The organism is Enterobacter cloacae complex sp. FDA-CDC-AR_0164, assembly GCF_003071645.1.
GTDB lineage: Bacteria > Pseudomonadota > Gammaproteobacteria > Enterobacterales > Enterobacteriaceae > Enterobacter > Enterobacter ludwigii.
Map to the genome: position 1 here is coordinate 1638639 of NZ_CP028950.1, position 24851 is coordinate 1663489.

Annotated in this window: 13 protein-coding genes, 2 tRNA genes and 3 rRNA genes; 15 read left to right on the forward strand and 3 right to left on the reverse strand. The window is 55.2% G+C overall.

Annotated elements, in window-relative coordinates; genetic code table 11:
- Positions 1 to 213: 213 nt before the first annotated feature.
- From AM410_RS07990 to AM410_RS08025, 8 genes are all read left to right on the forward strand, one after another.
- Positions 214 to 1753 (forward strand): 16S ribosomal RNA (locus tag AM410_RS07990).
- Positions 1754 to 1823: 70 nt separating this feature from the next.
- A tRNA-Ile gene (locus tag AM410_RS07995) sits at positions 1824 to 1900 on the forward strand.
- Between the two features lie 38 nt (positions 1901 to 1938).
- Positions 1939 to 2014 (forward strand) — tRNA-Ala (locus tag AM410_RS08000).
- A gap of 180 nt (positions 2015 to 2194) precedes the next feature.
- Positions 2195 to 5101: ribosomal RNA gene (locus tag AM410_RS08005) — 23S ribosomal RNA — on the forward strand.
- 63 nt (positions 5102 to 5164) lie between these two features.
- Positions 5165 to 5280, forward strand: a 5S ribosomal RNA gene (gene rrf / locus AM410_RS08010).
- The 16S, 23S and 5S rRNA genes sit together here with 2 tRNA genes alongside, the layout of an rRNA operon.
- A 134-nt stretch (positions 5281 to 5414) precedes the next feature.
- Positions 5415 to 6443, forward strand: a complete 1029-nt coding sequence (gene murB, locus AM410_RS08015) for a UDP-N-acetylmuramate dehydrogenase (protein WP_014172099.1) — start codon at positions 5415 to 5417, stop codon at positions 6441 to 6443.
- Positions 6440 to 7402, forward strand: a complete 963-nt coding sequence (gene birA / locus AM410_RS08020) for a bifunctional biotin--[acetyl-CoA-carboxylase] ligase/biotin operon repressor BirA (protein WP_032680102.1) — start codon at positions 6440 to 6442, stop codon at positions 7400 to 7402. Before murB ends, birA begins: the two co-directional genes overlap by 4 nt.
- A 6-nt stretch (positions 7403 to 7408) precedes the next feature.
- Positions 7409 to 8404, forward strand: coding sequence for a glycosyl hydrolase family 8 (locus AM410_RS08025; protein ID WP_040018274.1), 996 nt, complete (start codon positions 7409 to 7411; stop codon positions 8402 to 8404).
- A 45-nt stretch (positions 8405 to 8449) separates the two neighbouring features.
- On the opposite strand, the gene bcsG is transcribed toward AM410_RS08025, so the two are convergent.
- From bcsG to bcsE, 3 genes are read right to left on the reverse strand one after another with little or no spacing between them, the layout of a single operon-like run.
- Positions 8450 to 10129, reverse strand: coding sequence for a cellulose biosynthesis protein BcsG (gene bcsG, locus AM410_RS08030; protein WP_108647698.1), 1680 nt, complete (start codon positions 10127 to 10129; stop codon positions 8450 to 8452).
- Entirely contained in the window at positions 10122 to 10319 is a 198-nt protein-coding gene (gene bcsF / locus AM410_RS08035; RefSeq protein ID WP_025202797.1) for a cellulose biosynthesis protein BcsF, read from the reverse strand. Before bcsF ends, bcsG begins: the two co-directional genes overlap by 8 nt.
- Positions 10313 to 11875: a cellulose biosynthesis c-di-GMP-binding protein BcsE gene (gene bcsE / locus AM410_RS08040; protein ID WP_020884480.1), complete on the reverse strand. Its 1563-nt coding sequence runs from the start codon at positions 11873 to 11875 to the stop codon at positions 10313 to 10315. The genes bcsF and bcsE overlap by 7 nt, the downstream gene beginning before the upstream one ends.
- A 173-nt stretch (positions 11876 to 12048) precedes the next feature.
- On the opposite strand from bcsE, the gene bcsR reads away from it, so the two are divergent.
- The 7 genes from bcsR (at position 12049) to hmsP (ending at position 24747) form a co-directional block, all read left to right on the forward strand.
- On the forward strand, positions 12049 to 12237 hold the full coding sequence (gene bcsR, locus AM410_RS08045) for a cellulose biosynthesis protein BcsR (protein WP_020884481.1): 189 nt from the start codon (positions 12049 to 12051) through the stop codon (positions 12235 to 12237).
- An 11-nt stretch (positions 12238 to 12248) separates the two neighbouring features.
- Positions 12249 to 13001, forward strand: a complete 753-nt coding sequence (gene bcsQ, locus AM410_RS08050; protein ID WP_025202798.1) for a cellulose biosynthesis protein BcsQ — start codon at positions 12249 to 12251, stop codon at positions 12999 to 13001.
- Positions 12998 to 15613: a UDP-forming cellulose synthase catalytic subunit gene (gene bcsA / locus AM410_RS08055; RefSeq protein ID WP_047355815.1), complete on the forward strand. Its 2616-nt coding sequence runs from the start codon at positions 12998 to 13000 to the stop codon at positions 15611 to 15613. Before bcsQ ends, bcsA begins: the two co-directional genes overlap by 4 nt.
- A 10-nt stretch (positions 15614 to 15623) precedes the next feature.
- On the forward strand, positions 15624 to 18044 hold the full coding sequence (bcsB, locus tag AM410_RS08060) for a cellulose biosynthesis cyclic di-GMP-binding regulatory protein BcsB (RefSeq protein WP_032670490.1): 2421 nt from the start codon (positions 15624 to 15626) through the stop codon (positions 18042 to 18044).
- Between the two features lie 6 nt (positions 18045 to 18050).
- Complete coding sequence (bcsZ, locus tag AM410_RS08065; protein WP_020884485.1) at positions 18051 to 19157, forward strand: cellulose synthase complex periplasmic endoglucanase BcsZ; 1107 nt, start codon at positions 18051 to 18053, stop codon at positions 19155 to 19157.
- Entirely contained in the window at positions 19139 to 22621 is a 3483-nt protein-coding gene (gene bcsC, locus AM410_RS08070; RefSeq protein WP_108647700.1) for a cellulose synthase complex outer membrane protein BcsC, read from the forward strand. The genes bcsZ and bcsC overlap by 19 nt, the downstream gene beginning before the upstream one ends.
- Positions 22622 to 22740: 119 nt before the next feature.
- Positions 22741 to 24747 (forward strand): biofilm formation regulator HmsP, encoded by a 2007-nt coding sequence (gene hmsP, locus AM410_RS08075; protein WP_025202803.1) that lies wholly within the window; start codon positions 22741 to 22743, stop codon positions 24745 to 24747.
- Positions 24748 to 24851: the final 104 nt, after the last annotated feature.

Here is a 24851-nt window from a genome sequence, read left to right on the forward strand (position 1 = left end):
CTTGACTCTGAATGAGGAAAACGTAATATACGTGACCTCGCGACGGTGAGCTGTAAGCCGCGTCGCAACTGCTCTTTAACAATTTATCAGACAATCTGTGTGGGCACTCAAAGTGACATGGATTCTTAATGTCTTCGGACACTAAATGAATACCAAGTCTCTGAGTGAACATACGTAATTCATTACGAAGTTTAATTCACGAGCATCAAACTTAAATTGAAGAGTTTGATCATGGCTCAGATTGAACGCTGGCGGCAGGCCTAACACATGCAAGTCGAACGGTAGCACAGAGAGCTTGCTCTCGGGTGACGAGTGGCGGACGGGTGAGTAATGTCTGGGAAACTGCCTGATGGAGGGGGATAACTACTGGAAACGGTAGCTAATACCGCATAACGTCGCAAGACCAAAGAGGGGGACCTTCGGGCCTCTTGCCATCAGATGTGCCCAGATGGGATTAGCTAGTAGGTGGGGTAACGGCTCACCTAGGCGACGATCCCTAGCTGGTCTGAGAGGATGACCAGCCACACTGGAACTGAGACACGGTCCAGACTCCTACGGGAGGCAGCAGTGGGGAATATTGCACAATGGGCGCAAGCCTGATGCAGCCATGCCGCGTGTATGAAGAAGGCCTTCGGGTTGTAAAGTACTTTCAGCGGGGAGGAAGGTGTTGTGGTTAATAACCGCAGCAATTGACGTTACCCGCAGAAGAAGCACCGGCTAACTCCGTGCCAGCAGCCGCGGTAATACGGAGGGTGCAAGCGTTAATCGGAATTACTGGGCGTAAAGCGCACGCAGGCGGTCTGTCAAGTCGGATGTGAAATCCCCGGGCTCAACCTGGGAACTGCATTCGAAACTGGCAGGCTAGAGTCTTGTAGAGGGGGGTAGAATTCCAGGTGTAGCGGTGAAATGCGTAGAGATCTGGAGGAATACCGGTGGCGAAGGCGGCCCCCTGGACAAAGACTGACGCTCAGGTGCGAAAGCGTGGGGAGCAAACAGGATTAGATACCCTGGTAGTCCACGCCGTAAACGATGTCGACTTGGAGGTTGTGCCCTTGAGGCGTGGCTTCCGGAGCTAACGCGTTAAGTCGACCGCCTGGGGAGTACGGCCGCAAGGTTAAAACTCAAATGAATTGACGGGGGCCCGCACAAGCGGTGGAGCATGTGGTTTAATTCGATGCAACGCGAAGAACCTTACCTACTCTTGACATCCAGAGAACTTAGCAGAGATGCTTTGGTGCCTTCGGGAACTCTGAGACAGGTGCTGCATGGCTGTCGTCAGCTCGTGTTGTGAAATGTTGGGTTAAGTCCCGCAACGAGCGCAACCCTTATCCTTTGTTGCCAGCGGTCCGGCCGGGAACTCAAAGGAGACTGCCAGTGATAAACTGGAGGAAGGTGGGGATGACGTCAAGTCATCATGGCCCTTACGAGTAGGGCTACACACGTGCTACAATGGCGCATACAAAGAGAAGCGAACTCGCGAGAGCAAGCGGACCTCATAAAGTGCGTCGTAGTCCGGATTGGAGTCTGCAACTCGACTCCATGAAGTCGGAATCGCTAGTAATCGTAGATCAGAATGCTACGGTGAATACGTTCCCGGGCCTTGTACACACCGCCCGTCACACCATGGGAGTGGGTTGCAAAAGAAGTAGGTAGCTTAACCTTCGGGAGGGCGCTTACCACTTTGTGATTCATGACTGGGGTGAAGTCGTAACAAGGTAACCGTAGGGGAACCTGCGGTTGGATCACCTCCTTACCTTAAAGAACCTGCCTTTGTAGTGCTCACACAGATTGTCTGATGAAAAACAGCAGTAAAAAACCTCTACAGGCTTGTAGCTCAGGTGGTTAGAGCGCACCCCTGATAAGGGTGAGGTCGGTGGTTCAAGTCCACTCAGGCCTACCAAATCTGTCATGCAGATTTGAAGAGGTTGGTCATACGATGGGGCTATAGCTCAGCTGGGAGAGCGCCTGCTTTGCACGCAGGAGGTCTGCGGTTCGATCCCGCATAGCTCCACCATCTTTTACTGCGAAAACAAGAAAACTTCAGAGTGAACCTGAAAAGGTGCACTGCGAAGTTTTGCTCTTTAAAAATCTGGATCAAGCTGAAAATTGAAACGACACACAGTTAATGTGTGTTCGAGTCTCTCAAATTTTCGCAAGCCGGTGATGAATCGAAAGAAACATCTTCGGGTTGTGAGGTTAAGCGACTAAGCGTACACGGTGGATGCCCTGGCAGTCAGAGGCGATGAAGGACGTGCTAATCTGCGAAAAGCGCCGGCGAGGTGATATGAACCTTTGACCCGGCGATGTCCGAATGGGGAAACCTAGTGTGATCCGTCACACTATCGTTAACTGAATACATAGGTTAACGAGGCGAACCGGGGGAACTGAAACATCTAAGTACCCCGAGGAAAAGAAATCAACCGAGATTCCCCCAGTAGCGGCGAGCGAACGGGGAGCAGCCCAGAGTCTGAATCAGCTTGTGTGTTAGTGGAAGCGTCTGGAAAGTCGCACGGTACAGGGTGAAAGTCCCGTACACGAAAGCACACAGGCTGTGAACTCGAAGAGTAGGGCGGGACACGTGGTATCCTGTCTGAATATGGGGGGACCATCCTCCAAGGCTAAATACTCCTGACTGACCGATAGTGAACCAGTACCGTGAGGGAAAGGCGAAAAGAACCCCGGCGAGGGGAGTGAAAAAGAACCTGAAACCGTGTACGTACAAGCAGTGGGAGCCTCTTTTATGGGGTGACTGCGTACCTTTTGTATAATGGGTCAGCGACTTATATTCTGTAGCAAGGTTAACCGTATAGGGGAGCCGAAGGGAAACCGAGTCTTAACTGGGCGTTAAGTTGCAGGGTATAGACCCGAAACCCGGTGATCTAGCCATGGGCAGGTTGAAGGTTGGGTAACACTAACTGGAGGACCGAACCGACTAATGTTGAAAAATTAGCGGATGACTTGTGGCTGGGGGTGAAAGGCCAATCAAACCGGGAGATAGCTGGTTCTCCCCGAAAGCTATTTAGGTAGCGCCTCGTGAACTCATCTTCGGGGGTAGAGCACTGTTTCGGCTAGGGGGCCATCCCGGCTTACCAACCCGATGCAAACTACGAATACCGAAGAATGTTATCACGGGAGACACACGGCGGGTGCTAACGTCCGTCGTGAAGAGGGAAACAACCCAGACCGCCAGCTAAGGTCCCAAAGTCATGGTTAAGTGGGAAACGATGTGGGAAGGCACAGACAGCCAGGATGTTGGCTTAGAAGCAGCCATCATTTAAAGAAAGCGTAATAGCTCACTGGTCGAGTCGGCCTGCGCGGAAGATGTAACGGGGCTAAACCATGCACCGAAGCTGCGGCAGCGACGCTTATGCGTTGTTGGGTAGGGGAGCGTTCTGTAAGCCGTTGAAGGTGTCCTGTGAGGGGTGCTGGAGGTATCAGAAGTGCGAATGCTGACATAAGTAACGATAAAGCGGGTGAAAAGCCCGCTCGCCGGAAGACCAAGGGTTCCTGTCCAACGTTAATCGGGGCAGGGTGAGTCGACCCCTAAGGCGAGGCCGAAAGGCGTAGTCGATGGGAAACAGGTTAATATTCCTGTACTTGGTGTTACTGCGAAGGGGGGACGGAGAAGGCTATGTTAGCCGGGCGACGGTTGTCCCGGTTTAAGCATGTAGGCGGAGGTTCCAGGTAAATCCGGTACCTTATTAACGCTGAGGTGTGATGACGAGGCACTACGGTGCTGAAGTAACAAATGCCCTGCTTCCAGGAAAAGCCTCTAAGCATCAGGTAACATCAAATCGTACCCCAAACCGACACAGGTGGTCAGGTAGAGAATACCAAGGCGCTTGAGAGAACTCGGGTGAAGGAACTAGGCAAAATGGTGCCGTAACTTCGGGAGAAGGCACGCTGATATGTAGGTGAAGCCCCTGCGGGTGGAGCTGAAATCAGTCGAAGATACCAGCTGGCTGCAACTGTTTATTAAAAACACAGCACTGTGCAAACACGAAAGTGGACGTATACGGTGTGACGCCTGCCCGGTGCCGGAAGGTTAATTGATGGGGTTAGCGGCAACGCGAAGCTCTTGATCGAAGCCCCGGTAAACGGCGGCCGTAACTATAACGGTCCTAAGGTAGCGAAATTCCTTGTCGGGTAAGTTCCGACCTGCACGAATGGCGTAATGATGGCCAGGCTGTCTCCACCCGAGACTCAGTGAAATTGAACTCGCTGTGAAGATGCAGTGTACCCGCGGCAAGACGGAAAGACCCCGTGAACCTTTACTATAGCTTGACACTGAACACTGGTCCTTGATGTGTAGGATAGGTGGGAGGCTTTGAAGCGTGGACGCCAGTCTGCGTGGAGCCAACCTTGAAATACCACCCTTTAATGGCTGGTGTTCTAACGTAGACCCGTAATCCGGGTTGCGGACAGTGTCTGGTGGGTAGTTTGACTGGGGCGGTCTCCTCCCAAAGAGTAACGGAGGAGCACGAAGGTTAGCTAATCCTGGTCGGACATCAGGAGGTTAGTGCAATGGCATAAGCTAGCTTGACTGCGAGAGTGACGGCTCGAGCAGGTGCGAAAGCAGGTCATAGTGATCCGGTGGTTCTGAATGGAAGGGCCATCGCTCAACGGATAAAAGGTACTCCGGGGATAACAGGCTGATACCGCCCAAGAGTTCATATCGACGGCGGTGTTTGGCACCTCGATGTCGGCTCATCACATCCTGGGGCTGAAGTAGGTCCCAAGGGTATGGCTGTTCGCCATTTAAAGTGGTACGCGAGCTGGGTTTAGAACGTCGTGAGACAGTTCGGTCCCTATCTGCCGTGGGCGCTGGAGAATTGAGGGGGGCTGCTCCTAGTACGAGAGGACCGGAGTGGACGCATCACTGGTGTTCGGGTTGTCATGCCAATGGCACTGCCCGGTAGCTAAATGCGGAAGAGATAAGTGCTGAAAGCATCTAAGCACGAAACTTGCCCCGAGATGAGTTCTCCCTGAGACTTTAAGTCTCCTGAAGGAACGTTGAAGACTACGACGTTGATAGGTCGGGTGTGTAAGCGCAGCGATGCGTTGAGCTAACCGATACTAATGAACCGTGAGGCTTAACCTTACAACGCCGAAGATGTTTTGGCGATGAGAGACGATTTTCAGCTGATACAGATAACAGAATTTGCCTGGCGGCTTTAGCGCGGTGGTCCCACCTGACCCCATGCCGAACTCAGAAGTGAAACGCCGTAGCGCCGATGGTAGTGTGGGGTCTCCCCATGTGAGAGTAGGGAACTGCCAGGCATCAAATAAGTGAAGAGGCCATCCGAAAGGATGGCCTTTTTGCGTTTTTATCCCTTCCTCGTTGCTCTAAACTAATCACCTATCCCCCCGTATATACGGTAAACTATCCCGGTTTTTGTCTCAGGATAGCGTCTATGAATCACTCCCTTAAGCCCTGGAATACCTTTGGCATTCAACGTAATGCTAATAAAATTGTACGTGCCGATACTGCACAGCAGCTGCTGGATGCCTGGCAAAGCGCAACAGAACAAGACGAACCTGTACTGATTCTGGGCGAAGGAAGTAATGTCCTGTTTCTCGATGATTTTGCGGGAACGGTGATCGTTAACCGCATCATGGGAATTGATGTGGAAGAGCGCGCCGATAGCTGGCATCTGCACGTTGGCGCCGGTGAAAACTGGCATCATCTGGTGCAATACACCCTGGACAAAGGGATGCCAGGACTGGAAAACCTTGCCCTTATCCCTGGCTGCGCCGGATCATCCCCCATTCAAAATATCGGTGCCTATGGCATCGAACTGAAACACGTTTGTGAATACGTAGATTGTATTGAGCTGGCGACCGGCGCGGCTCAGCGTTTAACCGCTGAACAGTGCCGTTTTGGCTACCGTGACAGTATTTTCAAGCATGAATATCAGGATCGCTACGTGATTGTCGCCGTAGGCCTGCGTCTGTCAAAAAACTGGCAGCCGGTGCTGACCTACGGTGATTTAACGCGTCTCGATCCCGAAACGGCGACTGCCCGTGATGTTTTTGACTCGGTGTGCCATATGCGCACGACCAAACTTCCTGATCCTAAAGTGAATGGAAATGCGGGAAGCTTCTTCAAAAACCCGGTTATCAGCAGCGAAAACGCCCAAGCGTTTCTTGCAGGTTGGCCTGCCGCACCCCATTACCCACAGGCGGATGGTAGCGTGAAGCTGGCCGCGGGCTGGCTTATCGATCAATGCCAGTTAAAAGGCGCCTCCGTGGGCGGTGCGGCCGTTCATCGTCAGCAGGCTCTGGTGCTGATTAATCAAAACGATGCGACCAGCGAGGATGTTGTCCGGTTGGCCCATCACGTCCGTCAGCAAGTGGGCGAAAAATTTAACGTCTGGCTGGAGCCAGAGGTCCGCTTCATTGGCCGTACGGGTGAAGTGAATGCCGTGGAGGTTATCGCGTGAAGGACAATACTATCCCTTTAACCCTGATAAGCATTCTTGCCGACGGTGAATTCCATTCCGGCGAGCAGCTGGGTGAACACCTGGGCATGAGCCGTGCCGCCATTAATAAGCATATCCAGACCCTCCGCGACTGGGGTGTCGATGTCTTTACGGTACCCGGAAAAGGCTACAGCCTGCCGGAGCCGATTCAGCTGCTGAATGAAGAGCTGATCCGCAGCCAGGTAGAGCATGGCAATGTTGCGGTCTTGCCGGTGATCGATTCGACCAACCAGTACCTTATGGATCGACTCAGCGAATTATCCTCCGGGGATGCCTGTGTAGCCGAGTACCAGCAGGCCGGGCGTGGCCGTCGAGGCCGCAAGTGGTTTTCGCCATTTGGTGCCAACCTCTATCTCTCCATGTACTGGCGTCTGGAGCAGGGGCCCGCTGCTGCTGTTGGCCTGAGTCTGGTCATCGGGATTGTGATGGCAGAAGTGCTGCACGATCTGGGCGCTGATAAGGTGCGGGTGAAATGGCCAAACGATCTTTATCTGAACGATCGTAAACTTGCCGGTATTCTCGTTGAATTAACGGGTAAAACAGGCGACGCGGCGCAAATTGTCATTGGTGCCGGCCTCAATATGGTGATGCGCAATGTACAAAATGACGTGGTGAATCAGGCGTGGACCAACCTGCAGGAAGCGGGGATCACCATCGATCGCAACACCCTTGCCGTGCGTATGATTAAAGAATTACGCAGTTCGCTTTCGCTCTTTGAACAAGAGGGGCTGGCATCCTTCCTGTCCCGTTGGGAAAAGCTGGATAACTTTATTAACCGTCCGGTGAAATTGCTGATTGGTGATAAAGAGATCTACGGTATTTCCCGCGGCATCGACGCACAGGGCGCGTTGCTCCTGGAACAGGATGGCGTGATTAAACCCTGGGTGGGCGGTGAGATTTCACTGCGCAGCGCGGAATAACCCATTATGCGAAAACCCGCATGCGCCGCTCTGGCCGTCATGATGAGTTTACTGTTCTCCCCCCTCTCTCAGGCGGGCCAGGCCTGGGAGAGTTACAAAGCACGCTTCTTTACGCCGGAAGGGCGGATTGTCGATACCGGCAACGGCAATGTTTCGCATACTGAAGGCCAGGGCTTCGCTATGCTGATGGCGGTGGCTAACGACGATAAAACCACGTTTGATAAGCTCTGGAAATGGACTGACAGTACGCTGAAGAACAAAGAAAATGGTCTGTTTTACTGGCGTTATAACCCTGCCGAGTCCAACCCGATTGCTGACAAAAATAACGCCGCCGATGGCGATGTCCTGATTGCCTGGGCGCTGTTGAAAGCGGATACGCGCTGGCATGACAAACAGTACAGCGCCGCATCGGATGCGATAACGAAAGCACTCATTAGCCACACCGTGACCCGTTATGCGGGTTACCGCGTGATGCTGCCCGGCGTTCAGGGGTTTACCCTCGACGGTGAGATCGTGCTAAACCCCTCTTATTTCGTCTTCCCGGCCTGGCAGGCCTTTGCCAGCCGCAGCCATTCGCCGGTCTGGGGCAAGTTGATTCAGGATGGCCATCGCTTGCTGGCAAAAATGGGATCGGGTAAAGCCAGACTTCCCACGGACTGGGTCTCACTGGGCTCTACGGGCACGCTGTCCCCGGCCAAAGCCTGGCCGCCACGGATGAGCTACGACGCGATCCGCATTCCACTTTACCTGGCCTGGTCTGATAAGAAGAGCCCGCTGTTAACGCCGTGGCGAGCCTGGTTCGGTCAGTTCCCCCGCGAACAAACTCCCGCATGGGTAAACGTGACGACCAATGAATATGCGCCTTACATGATGGAAGGGGGGCTGCTGGCGGTACGTGATTTAACGATGGGACAGCCATCCGGAGAACCCGAGATCACTGCAAAGGATGATTACTACTCCGCAAGCCTGAAAATGCTTGTATGGCTTGCTGAGCAGCCATAACGGAACGGGTGAGCCCTCTCCCTTGGGGGGAGAGGGAAATGCGGTTTACTGCGGATAAGGTACCCAGTCTCCACCGTTCAGGCGAACGTACGGTTTATTCTGATACTGAATCACAACCGCGTTCGCGTTCTCAGAGACTTCGGCAGTTTGCGGCAGGTTACTGGTGAGCTGATCCCAGTTCACGCTGTCTTCCACAAACAGTTTGCCGTCAACCGCGCGGGCAACCAGTTCTGAAATGGCCAGATAGCTGGTTGGCTGAGCGATCTCAATCGGTGCGCCCTGATGAGGTGCCTTCATACCAAAGAATTTAATGCCTGCCGGTACGTTGGTAATAGACGGGCTAGGGATATCACGCAGACCTGACACCTGCATTCTGTCGCCTTTCAGCGCGGCGCCGTGTTCAGGTACCACAACCACCATCACTTTACGGCCCGATTTATCCAGCACCGTAAAGAACGCGTCCAGTTCATCGAAGAATTTCTGCGCACGAACTTTATAATCTGCCGTTTTGCTCACGCCAGGGAAGTGGTTACCATCGTGAAGCGGCAGCGTGTTGTAGAACGTTGCACTGCGCGGATTACTGTCTTTTTCGATGGTCTTCAGCCAGCGTTGCAGCACGGCGGTATCGTCATAAACAGGTGAACCGTCAAAGCCCAGCAGAGTGACCGGCAGTCCGGTTTGATCCATCAGCTGTGCCTGCATACCACCCTGTTCGCGCACCTCTTTCAGGAAGTTACCGAACTGGCCGTTATGTCCCAGCATCAGATGCTGCGTGAAGCCCAGTTTTGAGAGGTTATCGAACAGATAACACTGGTTGCCGGCGGGTTGATACAGGTTCTTATGCGATGTCTGACCGCAGCTTGCACGAAGCAGGCGAATTGCCGCCGGGCCGCTGTACGAGGTGGCAGAGTTAAAGTCTTTAAACTGGATATCGAAATGGGACCACAGCGGGTGAGACATCAAACCCGCGGCATCGACGTCAGCCCAGGAGAGTGAACAGATGTTGATCACCAGCAGCTCAAACGGCTGAGCATCCGCCGGCAGGGCTTCCGGGAATTTGGTCTGACGTTTATCTTCCGCGGTATAGAAGCTGGAGAGCCAGGCGTTCAGGTTAGTGGACGTCGGCGGTGCGGTCTGCGTCGGGATATCGCCGACCACAGGCGTATCACCTGCTGTCGTGACGGTTGCCGCTGCACTTCCCCCGGTAGTGGTCACCGTGGTCGTGGGTTGACCCGCGGGCCACAGGGAGAAGTCTGGACCTGCAAGCGTCAGCACGTTCAGCCAGATCATAATGGCGACGACAAATACCGTGACGCGGATCCATTGTGACAGGAACAGCCAGGCTACCAGCAGCACAAAGACGGCACCTATCATTTGCCAGTTAATAAAGCGCTCGGTCAGGTCAAGGACATAGCTGGCGCTAAACCCTGCCACCTGCGAACCCTGACTCATAATGCTGTCCGGTCCCGGCAGCCAGGTGTCATGCCAGAACAGAGCAAAGCCGACAGGGATAGCAATCCAGTGACGCAAGCGATGCAGCCTGATATTGGGTAAAGGCATCAGCAGGAAAGCCATAAACACCAGGTTGAGCAGGGGATGGAAATTCAGATAGCCTGCCCACAGCAGACCAAACTTCACCAGAAAGTAGAAGTTCCAGCCGGAAAGGCCGCGCCAGTATTGCCAGAGCGGCGATGGTGACGAAGCGGTATAGGTAGAATTAGTCATGTTTTCGGTCTGCCTTGACGTGTGATGCCCGTGTCAGTGTTCCGGCTGGTTTTACATAGCGAGGTTTTACAAACAGCACTCTGGCCGTATCGCGGATACGGCGTATGGAATGGCGTGCATAGTAGCCAAGCGGGAAAAAGATCAGCGCACAGAATACGACCAGTTGAATGATATCGCTGATATTCATGATGGTGCGTTCTCCCCATTCTCAGTTAACAGGCGAAGGGGTTCCGGTATTCGCCGCCAGACGTGTCCGTCATGTCGGGCGTTGAGAATCGGTTTGGCATCGCTCTTCACGGTGAGCGGTTTCGCCCATTGTTCAGGCTCAAGGGCGCGCATCTGCACCAGCTCTGCACTGATAGAATTATCTTCGAACCAGATCATACGGTTCGAGAAAATATCCCCGGTTGGCAGGGGGAAGATATGGTTAAGGGCGGTATCAAGATCGTTTATCCGGCAGAAAGACAAGAACAGCACCAGGCGGTTGTCGCCGATGGTCATGATGTCTCCTGTGCGGTTCGGGCGGCACAAGGTGAGCGCCTGTTCAACGCGGATACCCGGTACCGGGCGCAGGGCAACCATCACCCCTTTCCCGTCTGCAGGAAGCAGCGTGTTGCTCATCATGTTGCCGACGGCGTCGCAGAAGGTATCCCATTTCTGGTATCCACGCAGCTTCATCGGCTGCGTCATGGAGAGCAGGGTGGAGATATCTTCCGGTACGTGACGGTTGAACTGCTGACCCTGAACGCTTTCGAGAAGCGTCAGGCAGCGTGATAACGGCGCATTCCACGGAATCACCATATTGGCACCGCAGCCCAGAAGCAGGCGCTCATCCGTGGCGCGAAGGCTGGTGTTATTTTCGCGCACCACTATTTTTAAGGCGCTTCCGCGCTGGCGACGTAAGGTGTGGATCTGTCGCGCCAGCGTTTCAATCTGGTTATTTTGCATGAGCGAAAAAACAATGGTTGCCGCCTGAGTTGTGCGAGCTTCATTAAAAAGCGCTTCGTTAGAATCAAACAACGACCAATTTTCCGAGAGCGCAGGTGCCCCTTCTAAAACGGCAATATGGCTCAGGATTCGTTTTTCATCGCTGCGCGGTTGCACCACGGTTTCTTCCTGCTGCGCCAGGTGCCATTCGCCCTCAATATGTTTAAGGGTGAGCTGTTGTCTGGCGCTTACGCCTTTTTCATTACACCAGAACGCAATATCGTAGAGATAGCTGTCTGCCTGGTTCCGAAGACTCGCCAGACCAAACAGGGAGCGATATTCGCCCATTAAAAGGGAAAACAGTTTGTCATTATTACTGCCAGGATTGACTATCAATAGCGTGCAATTTTGAAATTTTGCCCATTTATTGATTTTTTCCAGCCAGGGCAGTAGTTTTTCAGCAGGGATATTTTGCAGGGCGTTATTTGAGCATTTCAGAATCACCAGATAGTGATCCGGATCAATAGAGCACTGAATGTCGCGGGACAAAAAGTATAGACTATCGGCCTCCGCAGGCATGGAAAATAATCGCACCGTCTGCGGACCGCGATCGTTTTCAAGGGTGATAATTTTCTTTGGCTCTTCGCCCATGCTCACGACGGCCACGCGGGAATCCTTGCCCTGAGCGGCAATTGTCTTGTTTACCAGACTGATAGCATCTTCATTACGATCCGTATTAATCCACCAGACTCCTCCGACTGGCATGTGGCTCAATTCGTCCCATAATGACTGGATGCCAATAGAAAATATGGAGTCCACGGTGTCCCTCTTTTCGTTTAATTTCTCTGTATCTCAGTTTACTAGCGAAAGCGTAGAAATAAACCTAACATTGAAATTAAAGAACATCAGATTTAGCATGTAAATGAAATTTGATAGGGCAGGAAGCCTCGCTACTTCTGATTGTGCGATTTTACTCAAAGGGATGGAATAGAATGGATAATAACGAACCCGGCACCCCAGTCGACTCAACCCTGGGTTACACATTCCAGAACGACTTTCTGGCGCTGACGCAGGCGTTTTCATTACCTGAAATAGATTACACCGACATTTCCCAGCGGGAACAGTTGGCCGCGGCTATTAAACGTTGGCCGCTATTAGCTGAATTTGCCCAACAACAATAAGGGAGCCATTGATGGCCATACTAGGATTACAGGGCGTCCGTGGTGGAGTAGGTACAACATCCGTTACCGCGGCGCTGGCGTGGTCATTACAGCTTTTAGGTGAATCGGTATTGGTGATTGACGCCTGTGCCGATAATTTGCTGCGCATGTCGTTTAATGTCGACTTTACGCGTACAGAGGGTTGGGCTCGCGCGCTGCTTGATGATAAAGACTGGCGCGATGCGGGTATGCGTTATACCTCGCAGCTTGATGTACTGCCCTTTGGCCAATTGACCACTACCGAGCGTGAAAATGAAGCTGCCTATCAGCGTCTGTTTTCCCAGTTCACCGTCGCGCTGCAGGAGCTGAAAGAAAAAGGCCATTATAAGTGGATCCTTCTGGATCTGCCGCACGGCGCCGGCACGCTGACCCGACAGCTTATGGCGCAGTGCGATCGCGTGCTGTCGATTGTGAACGTCGACGCGAATTGCCATATCCGTCTGCATCAGCAAGGGTTGCCTGAAAATGGTCATATCCTGATTAACGATTTACGCATTGGCAGCCAGATCCAGGACGATCTGTATCAGGTTTGGCTGCAAAGCCAGCGCCGTCTGCTGCCGATTGTTATCCATCGTGATGAGGGCATGGCGGAATGCCTTGCCTCCAAACAGCCACTCGGTGAATACCGCAGCGATTCCCTGGCGGCAGAAGAGATCCTGACGCTGGCGAACTGGTGTCTGCTGCACTTTGCCAAAGGGGCAGAGCCTGCAGGGAGTTCTGTATGAGCCGTCTCGCCAGCTGGTTACTCATCCCGCCGGTCAGTTCGCGTCTGAGCGAACATTACCGGCATTTTCGCCGGCACGGAGCTTCGGCATTCAGCGCCGCGCTCGGCTGCTTCTGGATGATTCTGGCCTGGACGTTCATTCCCCTCGAACACCCGCGCTGGCAGCGCATTCGTGCGCAGCACAGTGAGTTATATCCGCATATTCATCCCGACCGCCCGCGGCCGTTGGATCCGGCGCGTTATATCATTCAGGCTGTCTGGCTGGTGGCCACGTCGTCCCGCTCAGAACACAAAGCGCCGCGCTGGCGCAGCTTCTCCCGCGTGCAACATTTACGTGAGCGCTACCACCAGTGGCTGGACAGTTTGCCTGACCGCGTGGGTGACAAGACCAGCCATCTGGATAACCATAAAGAGCTCGGGCATCTGCACCCGGGCTTGCGGCGTTTTATACTCGGCGTAATCGTCGTTTTCTCGCTCATTCTGGCCCTGGTCTGTATTACGCAGCCCTTTAACCCTCTGGCGCAGTTCACCTTCCTGATCCTGCTGTGGGGCGTGGCATTGCTGGTGCGCCGTATTCCGGGACGCTTCTCCGCCCTGATGCTGATAGTGCTGTCGCTGACCGTCTCCTGTCGCTACATCTGGTGGCGTTACACCTCAACGCTTAACTGGGATGACCCGGTCAGCCTGGTGTGCGGTCTGGTTCTGCTGTTTGCGGAAACGTACGCCTGGGTTGTACTGGTGCTGGGGTATTTCCAGGTCATCTGGCCGCTCAACCGTCAGCCGGTTCCGCTGCCAAAAGACACGTCACAATGGCCGTCTGTCGATCTCTTCGTGCCGACCTACAACGAAGACCTGAGCGTGGTAAAAAACACGATTTACGCCGCGCTGGGTATCGACTGGCCGAAAGATAAACTCAAAATCTGGGTCCTGGATGACGGCGGCCGCCCGGCGTTCCGTCAGTTCGCGGAAGAGGTGGGTGTCGAGTACATCGCCCGTACCACCCATGAACACGCCAAGGCCGGGAACATCAACAACGCCCTCAAATATGCCAAAGGTGAGTTTGTCTCAATCTTTGACTGCGACCACGTGCCGACGCGCTCGTTCCTGCAGATGACGATGGGCTGGTTCCTGAAGGAGAAAGAGCTGGCGATGATGCAGACGCCGCACCACTTCTTCTCGCCGGATCCATTTGAACGTAACCTTGGCCGTTTCCGTAAAACCCCTAACGAAGGCACGCTGTTCTATGGCCTGGTGCAGGACGGGAACGACATGTGGGATGCGACCTTCTTCTGCGGTTCCTGTGCGGTTATCCGTCGTAAACCGCTGGATGAGATCGGTGGCATTGCCGTCGAAACGGTCACCGAAGATGCGCATACCTCGCTGCGCCTGCACCGTCGGGGCTACACCTCCGCGTATATGCGTATTCCGCAGGCCGCGGGTCTGGCAACGGAATCTCTCTCGGCGCACATCGGCCAGCGTATTCGCTGGGCGCGCGGCATGGTGCAGATTTTCCGTCTCGATAACCCCCTGATTGGGAAAGGGCTGAAACTCGCGCAGCGTCTGTGCTACGTCAACGCCATGTTCCACTTCCTGTCCGGTATCCCGCGCCTCATCTTCCTGACCGCGCCGCTGGCGTTCCTGCTTCTTCACGCCTATATCATCTACGCGCCTGCGCTGATGATTGCGCTGTTCGTTCTGCCGCACATGATTCACGCGAGCCTGACGAACTCGAAGATTCAGGGTAAATACCGCCATTCGTTCTGGAGTGAAATCTACGAAACGGTGCTGGCCTGGTACATCGCGCCGCCGACGATGGTGGCGCTGATCAACCCGCACAAAGGTAAATTCAACGTCACTGCGAAGGGCGGTCTGGTGGAAGAGGAGTATGTCGACTGGGTCATCTCCCGGCCGTACATCTTCCTGGTGTTGCTGAATATCGTGGGCGTGATTGCCGGTATCTGGCGCTACTTCTACGGCCCGGAAAACGAGATCCTGACCGTGTTCGTGAGTATGGCATGGGTGTTCTACAACCTGATTATCCTCGGCGGCGCGGTTGCGGTGTCGGTGGAGAGCAAACAGGTCCGCCGTGCGCATCGCGTGGAAATCTGCATGCCTGCGGCAATCGCCCGTGAAGATGGTCACCTCTTCTCCTGTACCGTGCACGACTTCTCAGACGGTGGTCTGGGGATAAAAATCAACGGTCAGGCGAAGGTGCTGGAAGGGCAGAAGGTTAACCTGCTGCTGAAACGCGGCCAGCAGGAGTACGTCTTCCCGACGCAGGTGGTGCGTGTAGCCGGTAATGAAGTCGGTCTGCAACTGATGCCGCTGACGAAAAAGCAACATATTGATTTTGTGCAGTGTACGTTTGCCCGCGCGGACACGTGGGCTCTCTGGCAGGACAGCTTCCCGGAAGATAAACCTCTGGAAAGCCTGCTGGATATTCTGAAGCTGGGGTTCCGTGGCTATCGTCACCTTGCAGAATTTGCCCCGTCGTCGGTGAAATTAATTTTCCGGTCCCTTACTTCGCTGGTTTCCTGGATCGTATCGTTCGTTCCTCGTCGTCCCGAGCGGGATGAGGCGAAGCAGGCGGACCCGGTTATGGCTCAACAATGATGATAACGCGATGAAAACTAAACTTTCCTGGTTATGTGCAGTGGCAATGGGGGTAAGTGCGCTCCCCACAACGATGGCTAACGCAGCACCCGATAACGCAGCGGCAACGCCTGCTCCGACGGTGCCTGTGGTCGCCCAGGCGACCGATCCGGTTATCACCGCGGCACCCGGTCAAACGGAAAACGTCATTCCGAACCAGCCTACGGACGGCAACACCCTACCGGCAGACAGCAATGTCGTCGGTCAGGTGATGCCGGGCGTACAGGGAGCAAACGCGCCTATTGTCGCGGAAGATGCCCCGTCACGGGACGTGAAGCTGAGCTTTGCGCAGATTGCGCCGCCGCCGGGCAGCATGGTGCTGCGCGGTATTAACCCTAACGGCGGCATTGAGTTCGGTATGCGCAGCGATGAGGTTGTCTCTCACGCCATGCTGAACCTTGAATACACGCCATCACCGTCGCTGTTGCCGGTACAGTCTCAGCTGAAGGTTTACCTGAATGATGAGCTGATGGACGTCCTGCCCGTCACGAAAGAGCAACTGGGTAAGAAAACACAGGCCCAGGTGCCAATTAACCCCCTTTTCATCACCGACTTTAACCGCATACGTCTTGAGTTTGTCGGTCACTACCGTGACGTCTGTGAGAACCCTGCCAGCAATACCCTTTGGGTAGACGTAGGACGCAACTCTTCGCTGCAGATGACCTACCAGTCGCTGGCGCTGAAAAACGACCTCTCGTCGTTCCCGGTTCCGTTCTTTGATCCGCGTGATAATCGTCAGTTAGTGCTGCCAATGGTGTTTGCGGCGTCTCCGGACGTCACCGAGCAGCTGGCGGCCACCATTGTGGCATCGTGGTTTGGTTCACGTTCCGGCTGGCGCGGGCAGAACTTCCCGGTGATGTACGACAAAATGCCGGACAGAAACGCGATCGTGTTTGCGACCAACGCGAAACGTCCTGCCTTCCTGCGCGATCACCCGGACGTAAAAGCGCCGACCATTGAGATGATGAGCCACCCGGATAACCCGTACGTGAAGCTGCTGGTGGTCTTCGGGCGTGATGATAAAGACCTGGTGCAGGCGGCCAAGGGCATTGCCCAGGGTAACGTTCTGTTCCGTGGAAACAGCGTGGTGGTGGATGAGGTTAAACCGCTGCTGCCGCGTAAACCTTATGATGCACCAAACTGGGTGCGTACTGACCGTGCCGTCACGTTTGGCGAATTGAAAACGTATGAAGAACAGCTGCAGGCGACGGGGCTTGAGCCAGCCCCGATTAGTCTGTCACTGAATCTGCCGCCAGACCTGTACCTGCTGCGCACCAACGGTATTGATATCAATCTGAGCTACCGTTACACCGCGCCGGCAACCAAAGACAGCTCGCGCATGGATATCAGCCTGAACAACCAGTTCCTGCAATCTTTCAGTCTGACAAGCACGCAGGATACTAACCGACTGATGCTCCGTCTGCCGGTGTTGCAGGGGCTGCTGGACGGGAAAACGGACGTCTCTATTCCGGCGCTGAAGCTTGGGGCGATCAACCAGCTGCGCTTTGATTTCCAGTACATGAACCCGATGCCCGGCGGCTCGGTGGATAACTGCATCACCTTCCAGCAAGTACAGAACCACGTTGTGATTGGGGATGAGTCAACCATCGACTTCTCGAAGTATTATCACTTCCTTGCCATGCCGGACCTGCGTGCATTTGCCAATGCCAGCTTCCCGTTCAGCCGTATGGCCGATCTCTCTGAATCCATTGTCGTCATGCCAAAAGCGCCAAATGAGGGCCAGGTGACGACCCTGCTGGACACCATGGCGTCCGTGGGTGCGCAGACCGGATTACCGGCAATTAACGTCACGTTGACTGACGATGGTAGCCAGATCCAAAACAAAGACGCGGACATCATGGTGATCGGTAACATCCCGGATAAGCTGAAGGATGACAAGCGTATCGATCTGCTGGTCAAAGCAGCCCAGTCCTGGGTTAACACGCCACTGCGTCAGACCGAGTTCCCGAGCATTATGCCGGATATCAACGATCGTCAGGCCAGCGTGCAGACAACCGTTACGTCTCAGGGGCCAATGGCCGCGGTGGTTGGCTTCCAGTCACCTTACAACGAGCAGCGTAGCGTAGTGGCGCTCCTGGCGGACAGCCCGCGTGGGTATGCGTTACTCAACAGCGCGATGAACGACAGCGGCAAACGTGCCGCGATGTATGGTTCGGTGGCGGTGATCCGCGAGTCTGGGGTCAATAGCCTGCGCGTGGGCGATGTGTACTATGTGGGCCATCTGCCGTGGTTCGAGCGTCTGTGGTATGCGCTGGCTAACCATCCGGTTCTGCTGGCTATCCTGGCCGCCGTCAGCGTGGTGTTGCTGGCGTGGGTGCTGTGGCGTCTGCTGCGTATCATCAGCCGTCGTCGCCTTAACCCGGATGAGTAACAGGTGATGAAAGCGTTTCGCTGGTGTGTGTTAGCAGCGTTGATGCTGGCGGCGATCCCTCTTCGCGCCGCCTGCACCTGGCCTGCCTGGGAGCAGTTTAAAAAGGATTACATCAGTGAGAGCGGGCGTGTCATTGATCCCAGCGACACGCGCAAAATCACCACGTCGGAAGGGCAAAGCTATGCGTTGTTCTTTGCCCTGGCCGCGAACGATCGCAAAGCCTTTGATCAATTGCTGACGTGGACGCGCGACAACCTGGCCGGGGGCAATCTGAACGATAATTTGCCCGCCTGGCTATGGGGTCAGAAAGACCACGACAACTGGGCGATAATCGATACCAACTCCGCCTCGGATGCCGATGTCTGGATTGCCTGGTCACTGCTTGAGGCGGGTCGGCTGTGGAAACATCCGGACTATACCCGCACGGGTAAGGCGCTCCTTAAACGCATTGCCCATGAGGAAGTGGTGAAAGTACCGGGACTCGGCTCCATGCTGCTGCCCGGGAAGGTCGGTTTTGCCGAGGAGAAAGCCTGGCGCTTTAACCCCAGCTATCTTCCTCCGCAGATAGCGAGCTATTTCACGCGCTTTGGTGCCCCGTGGACGACCCTTCGTGAAACCAATCTGCGCTTGTTGCTGGAAACGGCGCCAAAGGGGTTTTCGCCGGACTGGGTGCAGTATCAGAAAAACAGAGGCTGGCATTTGCAGCAGGATAAATCGCTGGTGGGCGGCTACGACGCCATCCGCGTCTACCTCTGGGTCGGAATGATGAGTGACAAAGACGCCCAGAAAGCCCGGTTGCTTACGCGCTTCCGGCCGATGGCGACAATGACAACGAAACACGGTGTACCGCCGGAAAAAGTGGATGTGGCGAGCGGGAAGCCTGCGGGCAAGGGGCCGGTCGGCTTTTCCGCTGCGATGCTGCCTTTTTTACAGCAGCGTGATGCGCAGGCGGTACAGCGCCAGCGCGTTGCAGATAATTTTCCCGATAATAATGCCTATTACAGCTACGTACTGACTCTCTTCGGGCAAGGATGGGATCAGCATCGTTTTCGCTTCACCGCTCAAGGTGAATTAATACCGGACTGGGGCCAGGAATGCGCAACTTCACAGTAAATCTACTCAGTTTATCGCTTGGCCTGGCACTGATGCCGCTGGCTCAGGCCGCTAACTCCCCGCAGCAGCAACAGCTGCTGCAACAGGTGCGGCTGGGTGAATCGACGCAGCGTGAGGATTTGGTTCGTCAGTCGCTCTACCGCCTTGAGCTGATTGACCCGAACAACCCCGACGTCATTGCGGCGCGCTTTCGTTACCTGCTTCGTCAGGGTGATAACGCCGGTGCGCAAAAAGAGCTGGATCGTCTGAAAGGGATCGCGCCGCGCTCCAGTGCGTATCAGTCCTCGCGCAATACGATGCTGCTTTCTACGCCTGAAGGCCGTCAGCAGTTACAGCAGGCCCGGTTACTGGCTACAACGGGTCATACTCAGGAGGCCATTGCGGCCTATGACAAGCTTTTTGACGGTAATCCGCCGGGCGGTGACGTGGCGACGGAATACTGGAATGTTGTGGCGAAAGATCCTGCCCGCCGTGGTGTCGCCATTAACCAACTGAAGAAAATTAACGCCAGCAGCCCGGGCAATACGCAGCTGCAGGGTACACTGGCCCAGCTGCTGTTCCAGACCGGACGCCGCGATGAAGGCTTTGCGGTGTTGCAGGAGATGGCCAAATCCAGCAATGGCCGCAGCCAGGCATCTGATATGTGGTATGAGCAGATCAAAGATCAGCCTGTCAGTAACGCCAGCGTCAGCGCGCTGCAAAAATACCTGAGCGTCTTCAGCGACGGCGACAGCGTAGCGGCGGCGCGTACTCAACTTGATACGCAGCAAAAACAGCTCGCCGACCCAACGTTCCGTGCAAAAGCACAAGGGCTGGCGGCGGTGGATGCCGGGCAGGGCGATAAGGCGGTGGCGGATCTGCAAAAAGCGGTCAGCGCAAATCATGCCGACAGCGAAGCCGTGGGCGCGCTTGGACAGGCGTACTCTCAGAAAGGCGATCGCGCCCGTGCGGTGGCGCAGTTTGAAAAGGCGATCGCCCTCGATCCGCAGAGCGATAACCGCGGCAAATGGGACAGTTTGCTGAAAGTTAACCGCTACTGGCTGCTGATACAGCAGGGTGATACCGCCCTGAAAGCGAACAATACGGCGCAGGCGGAACGTTATTACCAGCAGGCGCGTACCCTCGACAATACCGACAGTTATGCGGTGCTGGGGCTGGGAGATGCCGCAGCGGCGCGTAAAGACACGGCTGCGGCGGAACGTTATTACCGTCAGGCGCTGCGTATGGACAGCGGTAACAGCAATGCCGTTCGTGGCCTTGCCAATGTTTATCGTGCGCAGTCCCCGGAAAAGGCCGCGCAGTTTATCCAGTCGCTCTCTGCCAGCCAGCGCCGAAGCATTGATGACATTGAACGCAGCCTGACCAACGAGCAGCTGTCAGCCCAGGCAGAACAGCTGGAAAACCAGGGCCAATACGCTCAGGCGGCGGAAATTCAGCGTCGTCGTCTGGCACTCTCTCCGGGCGACGTCTGGATAACCTACCGTCTGTCGCGCGATCTCTATAGCGCGGGCCAGCGCAGCCAGGCGGATAACCTGATGCGCCAGCTTGCCAGCCAGAAACCGTCCGATCCGGAACAGGTGTATGCCAGTGGGCTGTATCTCTCCGGAAACGATCAGGACCGGGCCGCGCTCACGCATCTGGAGACGCTTCCGCGCAGCCAGTGGAACGCCAATATTAAGGAGCTTGCCGACCGCCTGCAGAGTAACCAGACGCTGGAAACGGCAAACCGACTGCGCGACAGCGGCAAAGAGCAGGAGGCGGAAAACCTCCTTCGCCAGCAGCCGTCCTCTACCCGTATCGACTTAACCCTTGCGGACTGGGCGCAGCAGCGTGGCGATCTGGAGGCCGCGAAAACGGCTTACAACACCGTGCTGGAGCGTGAACCGCAGAACGAAGATGCGATCCTCGGTCTGACCGAAGTGTATAGCGCCCAGGGCAACAAAGAGGCAGCCCGTGCCGCGCTGGCAAAACTGCCTGCTGCGCAAAACGGAGAGCCGCTGTCGCTCAATATGCAGCGCCGGATCGCGATGGCGCAGGCAGGCCTTGGGGATTCCGCCGCCGCAGAGCAGACGTTCAGCAAGATTATTCCTCAGGCGAAATCACAGCCTGCATCTATGGAAAACGCGCTGGTATTACGTGATGCCGCCCGTTTCCAGACGCAAAATGGTCAGCCTCAGCAGGCACTGGAAACGTATAAAGATGCGATGGTGTCGTCAGGCGTCACGACGACACGTCCGGCTGACAATGACAGCTTTACCCGCCTGACGCGTAACGACGAAAAAGACGACTGGCTGAAACGCGGCGTGCGTAGCGACGCCGGTGATTTGTACCGTCAGCAGGATGTTAACGTCACGCTGCAGCATGATTACTGGGGCTCCAGCGGCACCGGCGGCTATTCCGATCTTAAAGCGCATACCACCATGTTACAGGCGGATGCACCACTGGCGGATGGCCGTATGTTCCTGCGTAGCGATTTGGTCAATATGGATGCCGGGTCCTTTTCCACCGATAACGGTACCTACGATCCGAAATGGGGCACTTGTGCCGAAACGCCGTGTAGTGGCAACACGCATCAGTCAGCAAATGGCGCGAGTATTGCTGTGGGCTGGCAGAACAAAACCTGGGCGTGGGATATTGGTACCACGCCGATGGGCTTTGACGTTGTTGACGTGGTCGGTGGTGTAAGCTACAGCAGCGACCTGGGGCCAATCGGTTATACCGTTAACGCCCATCGTCGCCCGATCTCCAGCTCTCTGCTCGCCTTTGCCGGGCAAAAAGATACCAACACCGGCACCACCTGGGGCGGCGTGCGCGCAACCGGCGGTGGCGCGAGCATCAGTTATGACAAAGGTGAGGCGCACGGCGTCTGGTCGAGCCTGAATGCGGAAACGCTGACGGGTAAAAATGTGGAAGATAACTGGCGCGTCCGCTGGATGACCGGTTACTACTACAAGCTCATCAATAAAAACAATGAGCGTCTGACCGTCGGCGTGAGCAACATGCTCTGGCACTACGATAAAGATCTGAGCGGTTATACCCTGGGTCAGGGCGGTTATTACAGCCCGCAGGAGTATGTCTCCTTCGCGTTGCCTGTCACCTGGCGTAAACGTACCGAGAACTGGTCCTGGGAGCTGGGCGGATCGGTGTCATGGTCTCATTCTAAAACTAACGACGTGATGCGCTACCCCATTCAGGGACTGATTCCGACCGATGAGCCCGGTCGCTACACCGACAGAGGCGAAATGGAAACCGGCAGCAGCTCCTCTGGCACGGGTTATACCGCACGGGCCATTATCGAGCGCCGGGTCACGTCCAACTGGTTTGTGGGCCTCGGTGTGGATATTCAGGAAGCAAAAGATTATACCCCAAGCCACGCACTGCTTTATGTACGCTACTCTGCTGCAGGCTGGCAGGGCGATATGGACTTACCGCCGCAGCCGCTTATCCCTTACGCGGACTGGTAATCGGATTTAACTTAATCCATTTGTAAGTCTCTCTTAAAAGTACAGCAATCGGGTATACTCAGGCGCACCAGGTTTACACCCTGGTGCGCCCTGCGCTTCGAGTTTTGTGGAGAGTCATTTTGCGTGTCAGCCGTTCCTTAACTATCAAACAGATGGCGATGGTTTCTGCCGTCACAATGCTGTTTGTACTCCTTTTTTGCGTAATTTTGCTGTTTCATTCCGTACAGCAGAATCGCTATAACACGGCTTCGCAATTAGAAAGTATTGCCCGCTCGGTGCGTGGCCCGCTCTCTGCCTCTATTTTGAAAGGGGATATTCCCGAAGCGGAAACCATTTTAAAACGCATTCAGCCTGCCGGTGTCGTGAGCCGCGCAGACGTGGTGTTACCCAATCAGTTTCAGGCGCTGCGGATGAGTTTTATCCCCGAGCGCCCGGTCCCCATGATGGTGATGCGACTGTTTGAACTGCCGGTGCAGATTTCGCTGCCGGTCTATTCGCTTGAGCGTCCCGCGAATCCACAGCCGTTGGCCTACCTTGTTCTGCAGGCAGACTCGTACCGCATGTACAAGTTCGTCATGAGCTGGGTTGTCACGTTAGTGACCACTTGCTTACTTATGACGCTTATTCTGAGCGTGGCGCTGACCTGGTGTATTAACCGTCTGATTGTGCATCCGCTACGCCGGATTGCCCGGGAGTTGAACACGCTTTCACCGCAGGACCAGGTGGGGCATCAGCTTCCGCTGCCGCGTCTTCATCATGATGACGAGATTGGTATGCTGGTACGCAGCTATAACCTCAACCAGCAGCGGATGCAGCGCCAGCAGGATGAGCTGAACAGCAGCGCCACGCGCTTCCCGGTGTCGGAGCTGCCCAATAAAGCCTTCCTGATGGCGATGCTGGAACAGACTGTCGCCCGCCAGCAAACCACCGCGCTGATGGTGATCGCCTGTGAAACCCTGCAGGACACCGCCGGCGTGCTCAAAGAGAACCAGCGTGAAATGCTGCTCTTGACGCTGGTGGAGAAAGTGAAGTCCGTGCTGGCCCCGCGCATGGTGCTGACCCAGGTCAGCGGGTATGACCTGGTGGTAATTGCCAACGGCGTGAAAGAGCCGTGGCATGCGATCACGTTAGGTCAGCAAGTACTCACTGTCATTAATGAGCGGCTGCCCATTCAGGGCATCCAGCTTCGTCCAAGCGCCAGTATCGGTATTGCGATGTACTACGGTGACTTAACGGCGGAACAGCTTTACCGTCGTGCTTTCTCGGCGGCGTTTACCGCCCGGCGCAAAGGGAAAAATCAGATCCAGTTCTTCGACCCGGAACAGATGGAAAGGGCGCAGCAGCGCCTGACGGAAGAGAGCGACATTTTGACCGCGCTGGATAACCGTCAGTTTGCCCTCTGGCTCCAGCCGCAGGTGAATTTGCTGACGGGCGAGGTGATCAGCGCGGAAGCGCTGCTGCGCGTGCAGCAGCCGGATGGTTCATGGGAATTGCCGGAAGGGCTCATTGAGCGCATCGAATCCTGTGGCCTGATGGTCACCGTCGGTTACTGGGTGCTGGAGGAGTCGTGCCGACAGCTTGCTGCCTGGCAGGAACGAGGCGTGACGCTCCCGCTGTCGGTCAACTTGTCCGCCCTGCAGCTGATGCATCCGACCATGGTGTCTGAGATGCTGGAGCTGATCCATCGTTACCGGATCAAGCCTGATACGCTAACGCTGGAAGTCACGGAAAGCCGGCGTATTGACGATCCTAATGAGGCGGTCGCGATTCTGAAACCGCTGCGTAATGCCGGTATACGCATCGCGCTGGACGATTTCGGTATGGGTTATGCCGGGCTGCGTCAGCTCCAGCATATGAAAACCCTGCCGGTGGATGTGCTGAAAATCGACAAAGCCTTTGTTGAAGGGTTGCCGGAAGACAGCAGCATGGTCCAGGCCATTATCCAGCTGGCCCGCAGCCTGAAACTGCAGCTGATTGCCGAAGGGATTGAGACAGACGCGCAGCGCACCTGGCTGGCTGAAGCGGGCGTGGAGGGCGGACAGGGCTTCCTGTTTGCACCGGCTGTTCCGTCGGATGTCTTTGAACAACGCTACCTTTCCGGTGGGGACAATAGCGCAAACGTGTAATTTTGTTGCTGGCTTGTGCGAGCCAGCTCAAAGTTCTTAACATTTGTGTTTCAAATTTGAACTGGGTTTATTTCTGTCCTGTTATACGGGTGTTATTTTAGAGC